Raw genomic sequence first — 14,973 nt, 5'->3', positions numbered from 1 at the left:
ATTATTTAAATTTTTAAGCTGCAAAATTATTAAAAAACTATTTAAAATACTCCTTTGGGTAATTGCATCAATAATTTTGCTGCTGGCACTGATTATTTTCTCACTACAATTTAAGCCTGTTCAAACTTATATTGCTCAGAGAGCTGCAGCCTATTTATCAAAAGAGCTTAGCACTACTATATCTATTAAAAGCCTTTACATCAAGCCTTTCAAATCTGTCGTGCTCGAAGATTTGGTGGTACTTGATTTACAAAAAGATACTTTGCTGCGTACGCCACAGTTTATGGTAGATATTAATCAGTTCTCTCTTGATAAAAAAATAATTGATGTCAATACTGTTCAAATCAATCATGGACAGTTTTTCCTAAAGGAATTCAAAGATAAGTCTTCTAATCTCGATTTTATCATAGACTATTTTGATTCTGGTAAACCTACTGTAAAGAAAAAGAAAACCAAGCCCTTTGATGTAAAGTTGGGCCGGCTAATTTTGAATGAATTTGCTTTCCGATATACTAATTTTGCTGCAAAAGATACTACCCAAGGTAAAAGCGTAAATTTTGATAATGTAGATGTTAAACAGCTTAGTGGAATTTTTGAAGGGCTCGACACGAAAAATCACTTATTTAAAACCAGCATTAAAAATTTAACCTTAAAAGAAAAAAGCGGGTTTTATCTTAAAAACTTAACTGCGGTAACCACAGTTGATAGTAATGCAATAGAATTAAAAAATCTTTTACTGGTTACCGATAACAGTCGTTTAAGCAATTATTACCAGATGAAGTTTAAGTCCTTCAAGGATTTTAATCATTATATTGATAATGTTAGAATGAAGGCTGTATTTAAAGATAGCCACATGTCATCAAAGGATGTTGCATTTTTTGCTCCTGAATTAAACGACATGAAACTCGATCTGGATATTGACGGACAAATCACTGGTTTGGTAAATAATCTCCGGGCAAAAAAACTAGCAATAAAAGCTGGGAAGGCTACTTATATAAAAGGAGATTATGTCATTAGAGGACTTCCGAAATGGCGGGAAACTTTTATGGATCTCAAAATTGAAATGGCGGGAACCAACAAAAAAGATCTTGATGAAGTGCTTGCCGGCGTTACCAACAGCAAAAAGAAAATCATCCCAATCATTGTGAATAAGTTTGGAAACATCAATTTCAATGGTAGTTTCACCGGATTTCAAAATGACTTTATTGCTTATGGTGAGTTTAAAACAAAGTTAGGTCGAATTGTTTCGGATGTGAATATGAAGATCGATAAAAATGATGTTCCATCATATACCGGAAATGTAAAAACATATGATTTCAACCTGGGCAACCTGATCGATGAAAAATCTTTAGGCAGAATAACCTCCTCATTATATGTAAAAGGACGTGGAACTGAACTTAAAAATCTGACGGAAAAAATTAATGGTGATGTAGATTATATTGATTTCAATGGATACAGATACCGGAACGTTAAGATTGATGGAACTTTTGATAAAAAATATTTCGATGGGAAACTCAGCATTAACGATCGAAATGTGAAGCTTGTTTTTGATGGCGGCGTTAACCTGAATCCAAAACTTCCTGTATTTAACTTTAATGCAACAATTTCAAAGGCCAGATTAAAGTCTTTAAAATTGATGAAAGATTCCTTAATGATTGATGCAAAATTTAGCACCAACTTTTCAGGAACAAATCTTAATAATATTGAGGGTAATTTATTGATTGACGAAATCAGGCTTCAAAATCCTAAAGGCATCTATCATGTTGATTCTGTACGATTGATGGCCGAAGGAAAGGGTATCGATAGAAATCTGAATATTAAATCAGATATTTTAGATGCCAGTATCTCGGGAGAATACGACCTGAACTCTATCGTTTCCTATTACAAAGCCATTGCAAAAACTTATATCCCATCGCTTAAAGCAGATATTATAAAGTACAAGAACCAAATTTTTAAATTTAACCTGGTTGTTAAAAAGTTTGAGCCACTGGCCCAGTTTATTTCTCCTGGTCTGGAAATGGAAGAAGGTGCCACATTGATTGGGGATTTTGATTCACGGAACAATACGGCAACACTATCAGGCTTTGTGAAGAAATTAAAGTATAATGGCATCGTGGTGAATAACATTATTTTGGATGAAAACACCACCAAAGAACAACTTCAGTTGATTGCCACTTCAGATCGTGTGCAGCTAAACGACAGTTTGTATATCAAAGACGTAAATATTTCAAATATTCTTCGAAATGACAGTCTGGCTTTCAACATCAAAATGTCTAATGCAGATGAGGCCAATCAACTTGATTTAAATGGACTTGTTGAATTTACTAAAAATCAAGATACGACAGCACGCCTGAGCCTTTTACCTTCCATTTTAAAGATTAATAGTGAAGAATGGAGAATACAGGAAAAAGTGAGAATTATACTCAATAAGGGGAAAACGCTCATCAGTAATTTCGATTTAACCAATGGCAAGCAACAGCTTACCGTTGATGGGTTATTGTCTGAAGATCCAAAAGATTTGCTAAAGGTGGGCTTTAAAGATTTTAACCTGAAAACACTTAATCCATTCACAAAAGGCTTTGGAGTAAAATTAAATGGAAATGTAAATGGAGACACCAAATTATACGGCTTATTAAAATCACCGAGAGTGAGTGATGATTTGAAAATAGATTCGCTGAATTTTAATGACATTTATATCGGAACCCTTCAAGATACTTCTTCATTTAATGGCGAAACCAGTAAAGTGAATATTTTCACCAGAATAACTGCTGATAATTCAGAAACCTTTAAACTTACGGGTAACCTGGATTTAAAAGAGAAATTTATTGACATGAGTGTTAAAATGAATGAAAGTAAATTAACCATTTTAGAGCCGTTTGTAAAACAACTGGTATCAAACTTAAAAGGAAATATATCTGCTGATTTAAGTGTAAAGGGAAGTTTAGATAAGCCATCCATTAACGGGAACCTGGAATTACACGAAGGGCAATTAATGGTCAATTACTTGAAAACGACTTATGTAATTACAGACAAAGTTAGCATTGATAATAGTATTATAAACCTTGATAAATTTACGATCCGCGATTTAGAAAGCAATGAAGCGGTTGCAAACGGATCTATTGATTTGAATAACCTTAATGACCCTACGTTAAAGATCGTGGTTAAGGCTAACAAATTCATGTCGTTGAATACCACGGCAAAAGATAACTCAGTTTATTTTGGAAAGGCTTACGGTACAGGCGAATTTAAATTTACCGGGCCTACCAGTAGAATGAAGATTGATATCAAAGCTAAAACTGAAAAGGGAACGGTCTTTAATCTTCCACTAAATAGTTCTGAAACGGTTTCTGATAAAGACTTTATCAATTTTATCAGCCGTGACTCTAGCAAGGTGGTTAAAAAAACCACCAATTTTGATGGGCTTACACTATCGTTTAAATTAACGATTGATCCGAATACCACAGCAAACATTTTTACTACTTTAGGGAATTTAAGTGGAAAAGGAAATGCTGACTTAAATCTGAATATTAATAGTCTGGGAGATTTTGAGATGTCTGGCGATTATATTATCGAAACGGGTAGTTTTGATTTTACGGCTCAAGAGGTGATCAACAAAAAATTCGAAATCAGGCAAGGTGGAACCATCAGGTGGACGGGTAATCCGACAGCAGCGCAAATTAACCTGAAAGCTGTTTATGCATTACGTGCCAATTTAAATGAACTATTCAAGGCTGCCAACAGAGATGCGAGCAGTAATGCCAACCAGCGGGTAGATACCGAGGTTGAAATGGGACTTACAGGTCTGCTGCTTCAGCCGGAGATAAAACTGGATATTAATTTCCCATCACAACCTTCTATCAAAGAGCAACTGCAAACTTATTTAAGTGATCAGAATAACCTGAACTTACAAGCTTTCAGTTTAATTATCAGAAGAAGTTTCGCCTCCGGAAATGGAGGAGAGTCAATTGGAAATCAGCTAAGTTCTACTGCAACGAGTACCGCTACAGAACTGGTATTTAACCAATTTAATAATGTATTATCATCCTTAAACCTGAATTTTGTAGATTTAAACGTTCGGTCTTTGAATGAAGCGAATGCTTCCTTTAAGTTCTTTAACAACAGGTTAATTATCAATGCCGGTATTGTTGACCGAAATAGTGTAAATGATTTTAATGTTATTGATTTCTCTAATGATAACGTTGGTAGAGAGGTTGAAGCCCTCTTCTTAATTAGAAAAGACGGTAGCCTCACGGTTAAAGCTGCAAATAAACCACCTACACAGCAAAGTATTTTCTTAAACAGCGGAATCAGCCCTACAGCAAACGTAACGTCTTTTGGATTGGTATATACCCAACAGTTCGACACCTTTAAAGAATTTGTTCAGAAAATTTCGGGTTCTTACCGTAGAAACTTAAAACGTAGACAGAGCGAAGCCCCTGTTAAGGTTAATAAATCAATCAGTAAAGAGGTGATTATTAACCAGAACAAGAGTAATCCGAGGAAGTAAAAAATTTCATCGTTAAGCTACTCCCCTTCTTTTTTAAAAGTAGGGGCTTTTTCAGCTGTTAACCCCTATCCGCCTATCGGCACCTTTCCCCTGAAAGGGAAAGGGCGTAAAAAACAATTCTCGCTTCGCAATGACGACAGTTCATGTTTGGTTTTATACAACAGGGTTTTCTCCGCTCATCGTCATTGCGAGGAGGCTTTTTCAGCCGACGAAGCAATCTTTCTTACAAATGAGATTGCTTCGTGCCTCGCAAAGACGACCGTTCATATTTGATTTTTAATAAAAGGTTTTTTCTCCGCTCATCGTCATTGCGAGGAGGCTTCTTCAGCCGACGAAGCAATCTTTCTTACAAATGAGACTTCTTAAGCTGTTAACCCCTATCCGCCTATCGGCACCTTTCCCCTGAAAGGGAAAGGGCGTAAAAAAATAATTCTCGCTTCGCAAGGATGACCGTTCATATTTGGTTTTTAATAAGAGGTTTTTTCTCCGCTCATCGTCATTGCGAGAAGGCTTTTTCAGCCGACGAAGCAATCTTTCTTACAAATGAGACTTCTTCAGCTATTAACCCCTATCCGCCTATCGGCACCTTTCCCCTGAAAGGGAAAGGGCGTAAAAAAACAATTCTCGCTTCGCAAGGACGACCGCTCATGTTTAGTTTTATATAACTGGGTTTTCTCCGCTCATCGTCATTGCGAGGAGGCTTTTTCAGCCGACGAAGCAATCTTTAAGCGCTCGCTACTGCTCTACTTTATTTAATAAAAGCAAAAAAAGCCAGTAGTTAGAACTACTGGCCAATATTTTTCAACCTTTACCTTAAACTGGAATTATCCTTTCATAATGGAATGGCCCATTTTATCACGCTTTGTTTTCAAATAACGTTCGTTGTGCACATTGCTTTCAATTTCGATTGGAATATTCTCGATTACTTCCAAACCATAGCCAACCAGGCCGGCTCTTTTGGTAGGGTTATTACTCATTAAACGCATTTTGGTAATGCCTTCTGATCTTAATATCTGAGCACCAACGCCATAATCACGTTCGTCGCCTTTAAAGCCCAATTTAATATTTGCTTCAACGGTATCAAAACCAGCATCCTGAAGATTATAAGAACGAAGTTTGTTGATCAGTCCAATGCCTCTACCCTCCTGGTTCATGTAAACAACAATGCCTTTGCCTTCTCTTTGAATCATTTCTAATGCTTTATGTAACTGTGGTCCACAATCACAACGGCAAGAACCAAAAATATCACCTGTAACACATGAACTGTGTACACGCGTAAGCACCGGCTCATCCTCTTTCCATTCTCCTTTAGAAATGGCCAGGTGTGTAGCATTGTTATCCAACTGCGTATAGGCCGTCATTTTAAAATCGCCCCATTCTGTTGGTAAATCTATCGTTACTTCTCTTTTAATTAAACTATCAATTTTTAACCTGTAAGCAATCAGGTCTTCAATAGAAATGATTTTTAACTGGTGCTGTTCTGCAATTTTAAACAAATCCGGAAGTCTGGCCATTTCACCATCTTCCTTTAAAATTTCTACCAAAAGACCAGCAGGTTTCATCCCAGCCAAACGGGCTAAATCTACCCCGGCTTCTGTATGGCCGGCACGGCGAATCACGCCACCATCCTTTGCAATTAATGGAAAAATATGTCCTGGTCTGCCTAATTCTTCAGGTGTAGTTTTTGGATTAACCAAAGCCTGCATCGTTTTAGATCGGTCACTTGCTGAAATACCTGTTGTACAACCATAGCCAACCAAATCTACTGATACGGTGAAGTTGGTTTCATACGCAGCGGTATTTTTGCCAACCATTAAATCAAGGTTTAATTCTTTACAACGCTCTTCGGTAAGTGGCGCACAAATTAAACCCCGCCCATAGGTAGCCATAAAGTTAATCACTTCAGGAGTTGCATTTTCTGCAGCAGTCAGGAAATCTCCCTCATTCTCCCTATTTTCATCATCAACTACAATAATCACTTTGCCTGCTTTAATATCAGCAATGGCTTCTTCTATGGTATTTAATTTTGTTTGCATTTGTTTAAGGCCGATTAATCTAGCCAGATCATGTTATCTTTCATTTGGCTTAAACAACATGAAACCGCTTTTGCCTACACAAAGGTACAACCTTAATGCACAAAAAAAATCTTCCAAATATCATTTATAAGTAAATGATAACTGACGCTTATTTTTGCTTGATACGGAATAACTTAACGAAAAGTTGTTTATAATAATTGATATCAAACAAGGCTGAATCAACTGTGGCTTTATAAGTAAGGAAAGCTGCTAATGGAGACAGTACAATTACAGCTATCCACATGGCTACTATAGGGTTAGTTGAACCTTCCCGTGCGGATTTTTCTGCCACTGTGGTAATAATATGATAAATGAGAAAGAAGGAGATGGCAATTACCACGGGCAAACCCATACCACCTTTACGGATAATGGCACCTAAAGGCGCACCAATAAAAAACAGCAGAATGCAGGAAGCCGCCAGCGTAAACTTTCTTTGGTATTCTATCCTGGTAAATATAATCTCACCTACCAAATCAGTATGGCGTGGTGCTGTGTTAGATAAGTTTTGTATCAACCCGGCAACGATATTTGAAGCATTATCCAAGCTTGTTCTCTTTGATCCGTTGGGGATATCTTTAATAATATTATCGCTAATGGCCTTCGGGGCAATTTTTAGTTTAGAATATCCTTTGGTAACGCTGTATTGTTTAAAATTACTTGATGCCATCCTGACCGAATATTGGCTCAGCGTATCAAGCACTTTCACTAATGAATCTCGCTTCCTGGAAATCCCTTTTAAGTTAAGCATGGGCGTACTATTGCCAAACGCATTAGGATCTGTACGGTTCATATCAAACGACTCGAGACTAAACCGGGGTTCTGTCTCTTTAAACCTCGTCCGGTTTAAAATCTGGCGTGGATTGTATGCGCCACTCGTACTGGCTTGTTCTTCGTATTGTATGCCATCTTTTAATTTGAGCAAAAGATATTTACCGTCTGAAGTTTTATTCATCTCCCCTTCTTTCGCCATAATTACTTTCGGAATCCCATTGGTACCCCTATGGTCATAAATCAGAATTCCACTTAATTTCCCGCTTTCATCTTTTGCATCTACACGAATGGAAAAATTCGGAATGCTGTTATTAAAAACGCCTGGTTTAATTAAAAATGAAAGTTTTTTATTGCGAATATCATAAAGCAGGGAACTGAATTTCAGGTTTGCTTTTGGGAGCATGTAATTGGAAAAGAGAAAGGAACTGATGGTTAACAAAATGATCACCACAAATAAAGGCCTCATGGCTTTTTGAAGTGAAATACCGGCAGATTTAATGGCCACCAGTTCATAATTTTCGCCCAGGGTACCAAAAGTCATGATAGAGGAAAGCAGAACAGAAAGTGGTAAGGCCATGGCTACATTGGCGGCCGAGGCATAATACATCAGCTCTAAAATGGTATACCATTCAAAGCCTTTGCCGATTAAATCATCGATCCACTTAAATAAGAAAAACATCAAAAGAATAAACATTACCACGAAAAATGTGGCAAGAAAAGGCTTTATGAATGCTTTAATAAGAAGAAGATGTATTTTTTTCACCCTACAAAGGTAAGCAATACAGCCTTAAACTAGGCACCTAAAACGCTAATCAAATAGTCAATTTGATTATCCCAGATTAATTTTTTCTCTGCCAGTAAGTCATCGGTGGTGAAATCGGTAATGGCAAGTGCCACATCATTGGTGAGTTCATCCTGCACAATTTCCATTTCGAAATAGCACTGTGGTTCATCATCCAGCCACTTGAATTTAACCAGTTTGTTTTCTTTTATCGAAACCAGTTTTGCTTTTAGCTGTTCATCATCCCAGGTAAATGTATAAACCTGATCGCGAAAATTTACATCATCGGCAAACCATTGCGATAAGCCATTTGGCTCACTGATAAAGCTATACAAAATTCGTGGTGACGATTTAACCTCGTACTCAAGTGTAAATTTTTTCTTTTCTGCCATGTTAATTCATTACCAGAATAACTCCGGATGTATTTTTTTTATTTTATTTTTCTAAAGAAAGGTAAATTATTCTATATTTGCAACTCCAAAAAATAACCAACTAAATATTTGATAATATACACAAATATTTATACCCGGCGGGGTAGCTCAGATGGTTAGAGCGCAGGATTCATAACCCTGAGGTCGGCAGTTCGATCCTGCTCCCCGCTACTGATTAAAAGCTCATCGAAAGATGGGCTTTTTTTGTTTAAGGTGATATAATTTTAGGCAAAAAGTGGATCAGATTATGCTAACAAGAGAGTTAAATTTATTCTTTTGGGTATTACTACTTTGCATTCACTTGAACTGGCATTGATTTTCATCATCTTAAAAAAGCCTCAGTTCAATATACTTGATTATATCTTTCAATCTTTTTAATGCAGTCTTCAGCGATTTTTGTAATTTTACTTGAATGGCAACTTTAAAATTGAAAAAGTCATATTGCAACAACCAATTAAGAGACTACTCAACTTTATTCAAAAGAAGTGAGGTAAATCTTTGGCTAAGAAATGATTTCAGTTCATTAGATCTTAAAATACAGAGGTACGATCAAAAATGGAATAACCATAATATGGACTACTTTGGGTACATAAGGCATATTTATCAAGTACTTGAAAAAAAATACCCTAATGAGTATATTTACAAAAACAACTTTCTTAATGATTGGATTCTGAAAAAATTTGCGTTAGAAAATTCAGTAGTTTTTAACGAATTTAGAGTTGTAGACTCAATAGCAGACTTAGTAATATTTAATGGTTGCTCGAAGGTTTTTGAAATTAAAACTATACTTGACGGGGAATACAGATTATCTAAACAACTTGAAAGTTACAAAAAAATATTCAACGAAATATATATCATTGTTCCGCTTTCTCAAATCGAAAGATACTTGAAGTTTGAAGAAAAAATAGGCGTGATTACTTATGATCATCTTTCAAACTGCTTTACTGTAGTACAAGAATCAACCAAGAACCTTGAGATCGATCCTTGTACAGCTATGAACATACTTCGTACTAAGGAATATAAGAGTATCGTTTCTCAATATTATGGTGAAACACCTGAAATGAACGACTTCAATCAATATGAAGTATGTAAGAAGCTAATTGAACAAATTCCACCTATCTCTTTTAACAAAATGTTCGTTGATTTGATGAAGGTTAGAAAAATAAATAATAACTTTCAAAAAGAATATAAAGAATTGAATCAGATCTGTCTAGCGATGAATTTATCTTTGAAAGAACAGGATCTCTTATATAAAAATCTAAAGAACCTCATCAATTACTAACCAATGTATTATCCTTATCTAAGAGCACGACAGTTTGAATTGTTGTCACTAAGGGAACTAGTTACCGAAGGACAAATTTTAGAGAATGTTATTCCTGTACTGGAACCCGTCAAAGATGGATTTAGCAGCCTAACGCTAGCCCACAACATCTTTAAAGAATGCAATTTTCATCCTTACTTAATTTTAAATCCCATTGTAGGAGAGCTTAAGGGTGATTATTTAGAAATTTTAAATTACTTAGTCGAACTTGAAGATTGTGCATTTAAGCCAGCCTTCCATTATAGTAATAATTTAGAATTCGTACTTTCTACAATAATTAACTACGATTTGAAAGATTGCATGATCATCTGTTTAACGAATTTTACAGATGATATAGGTTTTCGAACATTATGTGAGCACCCTTCTGTGACTCATATTATGCTCCAAGATCCAAACAATTATCGCTCATTGGACAGATTCATTAAACAGTTAAACAAGACATATATTCGTTTAAATGATGTATTCCAAAAACAAGCTAAGAACAGCCTCTTTTTGGAAATTGGAGCACATAAGTTCACTGAGGAGCATTTATATTATCGGGAAGAGCGTTATCAAGGCTTTTCTGATTATACAGTAGTTCCAAGTGAATTTATAGATGGAGGAAGCACACCAAGAGCAGTTGTTATACATCTAACATATTTATATGCTGAAGAAAACAATGAGATATGGATACGTCATTTCACATCAAAAACTAATGACAGCATTGCGAATGTTCAAGGAAAATTTGCAGAAGCAGCATATAAGGCTATTTCATTCTGCAATGAGCACCAATTGAAAAATTCGGCTTTGGATGAACTTATTACATATTACAACGAAAAGAGATATCCTGGGCTTGGGATAGTAAAAAAGATTTCAATAAAAAACCATCTACTTGTTGTTAGCGATTATTTAAGCGGAGGGATACATGCCTAATACTTGCTCTAATTGTTATGCTGAAAGAGAAATTAAAGCGTATATAAATGCTAGTGGGGTATTAGGAAAATGTGGATTTTGTAACTCTGAGAACGTAAATATATTGGATATAAATGAGTTGTTTGATTTTTTTAAAGAGTTAATCGACAATTTTAAGCCAACAGAAGCAGGACAGCCCCTTAAAAACAAAATTCAATCACATTGGACTTTCTTCAGCAACCACGAGATCGCAACAAAAATTCTTAATCATGTTATTGATGAGGTAAGTTCGGCCTTTTTAAATGCTGAAGATTTAGTCGATTTCAATGATGAGATTTTAGAAAATGTTAATTATTGGGACAAGTTGAAGGAAGAGTTAAAATGGTCGAATCGATACCTTACAGATCTAAATTATATTACCGGAGATCTAGGCTGGGATAGCTATTTTAATACTCAACTTACATTGTATTCAAATATAAACTTATATCGAGCTCGTCTACATCAACAGACTTTAGCAGATGCTTATTCTCCTGCTGAGCTTTTTTGTCCACCCAAGCATATATCTTCAGCCGGAAGAGCAAATCCTTTAGGAATACCTTATTTGTATTTAAGTGATAATGAAAATACGGTTCTTTATGAGGTTCGCGCATCTTATTTAGATGAGGTAAGTATAGGAACCTTTTCAGTTAAACCTGTAATAACAGAAGGTATAAGTATTGCTGACTTTACAGAAAACTCTTCAATTTTTCATCCGTCTAAGGTCAATGAAAAAATTAAATCTCAGCTTTTAAGGCAAAAAATAAGTATCGACCTTTCCAAACCAATGAGAAGATACGATTCAGAGATTGATTATATCCCAACTCAATTCATTTGTGAGTTTATAAGGGTTTATACGGGTGTAAACGGCATCAAATTCGCAAGTTCTCTTCATAACACTGGAAATAATTTTGTTATATTCGATCAGAATTTAATGGAATGTACTGATGCAAAAAAAGTAAAAATAAGTAGATTTCGGATGTCAGTTTAAACTAAATTCAAAGGATTAAATGATGAAAAATCTAAAAGGATAAATGTAGATTGTTTTTCATTTCTATTCAATAATAAACTCTCAATTATCCTATAAGCATATTTGTTACCTAACGTAAAGCCTTTAAATATAATTTAAATAACCTGAGGCTTTTGTAAATGTCGGCAAATTTGAAAAAGAAAAGTTCGAAATTTATTTGTACAAATTATTTGAATCAAAGCTCATCGAGAGATGGGCTTTTTTTGTTTAAGGTGTTTAGATATTACAGCGCACTCGTCACCTCGTACAGTCTCTAACCTCACCCCACCTCCGGCACCCCAAACCCCCGATACTCCTCAACAATTTGTTGCGCAGAAGCGATTTCACTTTCCAACATAGAAAGTTGATGGCGCAGTAAAATTTGTTGGTGAAGGCCGCATGATTTAAGTTTCTCTAAACACTTCACTTCGAGCACACCCACATAAGGGTTAGCCGCTTTACCCTTCAAATTTGTTTTCAATTCGTTAAGCAAGCACCAAAGCTTGCGGTTGCTGGCATAAGTTTCTTCCATTCGCGAAAGTTTTTCACGAATGATTTCATGTTTCTGTGTTGCACGTTTCTGATTGTAAGACAGCTTTTTTAGCATGGCTACTAAAGCCTTCTGATCATTTAAGCTAATTCTTTCAGTGGCCTGAATCTCGTTAGCATTATTCATTAAAAGTTCGATGGTACTTAACGTGCTTAATTCTTTGGCATTAAGCTCTCGTAAACCCTTTTCATGCAAACTGCCGGTGGTTTTATTACTCCCCATAAGTTTAGACATGTCTGTTTGTGATAAACCAATCTGATCTCTTAATTTTTTCATGCTGCAAAATTTTTATCTAAGTTACACGATTCTCGAAACAAAATTATTAGAAACATTTTTTTGTTTCGAGAAAAATTGTTTCGAAAATCCGAAACATTTTATGCAGAAACTATTTTTTGTTTCCACATGAATTGTTTCTAACCTCGCGTTAAAGAATGTAAAAGCATTTTTAAATAAAAAATTTCAGTCAAGCATTAACGGAAGTGAACAAATCAAATTGTTTTTAAACTGTCGTCAGTTTTTAAGTGTAAATAAAATCATACAATCAAAATGTTTAGATATTTATTCTTTTTTTGTTTTATTTACTACTATTAAGAATACATTTTAATACAAACTAAATTTTTAAACATGGATTATTCAGTATCAACATTAACGGAGCATGCAGATTGCGACACCGTTTTGGCCCTTATCGAAAAGAAAAAAAAGATTTATCTTTCAGGAAACTTTCGTTAGAACGCCAGCAAGAAAATTATGCCAACACAACGGTTGAGGTTTCATCCGAAATTGAGGTATTAAATGCAGAACTATCTGCAGTAAACACTGTAGTGGCTACCTTACCCGATGGCGACACGAAAGACGACAACATTAAGAGACAGAAAAAGTTAGAGTATAACCTCTTTCTCTTAACCAATCGTAAAGCCAACTATGGTGCCATTGCACTGCTGGAAAAGGAATTTAACATTGCCCGTGTGGTAAAAGAGTTGGAAGAAGCCGATTCTTTTGCCATAGCAGTAGTTGCCCGTAGAAACAGTATCTAAAATTGCCCTATTGTGATCACATCCCATGTGTACACCATTTATAAATAATTATCAGCTTAAAATTAAATCATCCCCAGATTTATTTTAATTCAGCATTTGCGAACTTAGCCTGCTTAAGCTAGCACCAATAACATTTCATCCCGTTAAGTAAATTTCATTAAAAATATTCCTGACCGAGTGGTAGTCCCACATTATCTAGTGTCTCTGAAAGAGGTATTGGCGGTTTGCAGCGGTCAGGATATTTCATTTAGCGGTTGAGGGAAAGCTTAAATGAACAGCTTAAACTTAGAATGAATGTACTATCGTTATATCATCCGCTATCATTACTAAAAAATTAGGCTCCATTTAACTGCCATTCTTCAAAATATTTTGTGAATTAGATTTTTGTATTTACATTGCCATCGCGAAGTATTAAATAATATATTTTTTCACCTTAATCAGAGTTTCATTACAACAATTATTTTTAACAATATTCCCGATCGAGAGGCAGCCCCTCATTTCAATTTTCTCTGAAAAGAGTTATTTGGTACTTCGCAGCGATCGGGATACTTTATTTTAAGGTTATGCGAAGTACCGAAATTAAAAACCCAAACACACAGCTCCCTGTTCAGGTTGAAGCTGTAAATGAATTCAGGAAACTTATTGAAGACTACTTCAAAATGAATAGTCTGGCGGATGTGAATCAAATTCTTACCGAAATGCTGAGCGCAGCCACCGGGCCCGATCCACGCTATGGCAAACATCAACCCGTTACTATAGCCAATGCCCTTTATGATGTTAACAATATCATCAATCTCATAATTAACACTAAAACTTTAGCCAATAAAAAGTTATTTAAGCATTACGTTAAAAACCAAGCCTATAAACTGCATGCTGTTGGCCATTTTAATGTAGCGCACCTATCTGAAGTGTTATATTATGGATTAAATGCTTACATCTTTCAGGAAGAAGGTTATGAAGGTGCAACCCTTAACTTTTCTGCAGAAATTACTACTGCATATAAAATGATATATGATTGGTTAACGGATTGTAATGCATGGTATATGGCTTTTAAACAGCGCATTCAAATAAATTGATTTGGTGGGATAACCCCTATCCGCCTATCGGCACGTTTCCCCTGAAAGGGAAAGGGCGAGAGAAAAATATTTATCGAAGCTAAAACTTAATTTCGGTCGGTGAGACACCAACCGATAGTTTAATTGATGAGACCGACCGATAGGTTATGGCGATCGCTACTCCCCTCCTTTTTTTAAGGAGGGGTGCCTGAAAGGCGGGGTGGTTGAATTTTCGAAGCTGGTGATTGAAAAAGAGTTGGGGCATGGCAGATGGAAGTGGTTAGAAACGCAGGGATTCTTCGCTGCGCTCTGAATGACAGAACTAGATGTAAAACCCCTATCCAACTAGCGGCACATTTCACTTGGAAGGGCGATGAAAAAAATATTTATTGAAGCTAAAACTAATTTCGTTATGGCTGTCTTGTCCTAAAATAGGTTTACATAAAAATGTAGACTTATGAAAAAAGAGATTCAAGAATTCAGTGAACAATTCAAGCGCACAATCATCGAAG

10 protein-coding genes and 1 tRNA gene are annotated in these 14,973 nt (G+C 35.7%); 7 read left to right on the top strand and 4 right to left on the bottom strand.

Annotation, left to right across the window (positions count from 1 at the left end):
- Window positions 1-76: 76 nt before the first annotated feature.
- Window positions 77-4,507: a translocation/assembly module TamB domain-containing protein gene (locus EV200_RS00055; RefSeq protein ID WP_132528798.1), complete on the top strand. Its 4,431-nt coding sequence runs from the start codon at window positions 77-79 to the stop codon at window positions 4,505-4,507.
- A gap of 824 nt (window positions 4,508-5,331) precedes the next feature.
- On the opposite strand, the gene EV200_RS00050 is transcribed toward EV200_RS00055, so the two are convergent.
- The 3 genes from EV200_RS00050 to EV200_RS00040 all read right to left on the bottom strand — a co-directional run bounded on the left by EV200_RS00050 (window position 5,332) and on the right by EV200_RS00040 (window position 8,526).
- On the bottom strand, window positions 5,332-6,543 hold the full coding sequence (locus tag EV200_RS00050; protein WP_132528797.1) for a bifunctional 3,4-dihydroxy-2-butanone-4-phosphate synthase/GTP cyclohydrolase II: 1,212 nt from the start codon (window positions 6,541-6,543) through the stop codon (window positions 5,332-5,334).
- 148 nt (window positions 6,544-6,691) lie between these two features.
- Window positions 6,692-8,116, bottom strand: a complete 1,425-nt coding sequence (locus EV200_RS00045) for an LptF/LptG family permease (RefSeq protein WP_132528796.1) — start codon at window positions 8,114-8,116, stop codon at window positions 6,692-6,694.
- 29 nt (window positions 8,117-8,145) lie between these two features.
- A complete protein-coding gene (locus tag EV200_RS00040; protein WP_029284154.1) occupies window positions 8,146-8,526 on the bottom strand; it encodes an START-like domain-containing protein in 381 nt (126 codons plus the stop codon).
- 136 nt (window positions 8,527-8,662) lie between these two features.
- Here EV200_RS00040 and EV200_RS00035 point away from each other — a divergent pair.
- The 4 genes from EV200_RS00035 to EV200_RS00020 all read left to right on the top strand — a co-directional run bounded on the left by EV200_RS00035 (window position 8,663) and on the right by EV200_RS00020 (window position 11,804).
- Window positions 8,663-8,736 (top strand) — tRNA-Met (locus tag EV200_RS00035).
- Window positions 8,737-8,977: 241 nt separating this feature from the next.
- Window positions 8,978-9,847 carry a sce7726 family protein gene (locus tag EV200_RS00030; RefSeq protein ID WP_132528795.1) on the top strand — a complete coding sequence of 290 codons (870 nt, stop codon included), beginning with the start codon at window positions 8,978-8,980 and terminating at the stop codon, window positions 9,845-9,847.
- 3 nt (window positions 9,848-9,850) lie between these two features.
- On the top strand, window positions 9,851-10,798 hold the full coding sequence (locus tag EV200_RS00025; RefSeq protein WP_132528794.1) for a sce7725 family protein: 948 nt from the start codon (window positions 9,851-9,853) through the stop codon (window positions 10,796-10,798).
- On the top strand, window positions 10,791-11,804 hold the full coding sequence (locus EV200_RS00020) for an RES domain-containing protein (RefSeq protein WP_132528793.1): 1,014 nt from the start codon (window positions 10,791-10,793) through the stop codon (window positions 11,802-11,804). Before EV200_RS00025 ends, EV200_RS00020 begins: the two co-directional genes overlap by 8 nt.
- 298 nt (window positions 11,805-12,102) lie before the next feature.
- Here the strand turns inward: EV200_RS00020 and EV200_RS00015 are convergent, their stop codons facing one another.
- Window positions 12,103-12,648, bottom strand: a complete 546-nt coding sequence (locus tag EV200_RS00015) for a hypothetical protein (RefSeq protein ID WP_132528792.1) — start codon at window positions 12,646-12,648, stop codon at window positions 12,103-12,105.
- 386 nt (window positions 12,649-13,034) lie between these two features.
- Here EV200_RS00015 and EV200_RS00010 point away from each other — a divergent pair, with 386 nt between their 5' ends.
- Both EV200_RS00010 and EV200_RS00005 read left to right on the top strand, forming a co-directional pair.
- Window positions 13,035-13,406 (top strand): hypothetical protein, encoded by a 372-nt coding sequence (locus EV200_RS00010; RefSeq protein ID WP_132528791.1) that lies wholly within the window; start codon window positions 13,035-13,037, stop codon window positions 13,404-13,406.
- 563 nt (window positions 13,407-13,969) lie between these two features.
- Window positions 13,970-14,482 (top strand): hypothetical protein, encoded by a 513-nt coding sequence (locus EV200_RS00005; protein WP_132528790.1) that lies wholly within the window; start codon window positions 13,970-13,972, stop codon window positions 14,480-14,482.
- Window positions 14,483-14,973 lie beyond the last annotated feature (491 nt).

It is taken from the genome of Pedobacter psychrotolerans (assembly GCF_004340665.1).
GTDB lineage: Bacteria > Bacteroidota > Bacteroidia > Sphingobacteriales > Sphingobacteriaceae > Pedobacter > Pedobacter psychrotolerans.
The sequence above is the reverse complement of the archived record's forward strand: the minus strand, read 5'-3'. Positions and strand labels throughout refer to the sequence as shown.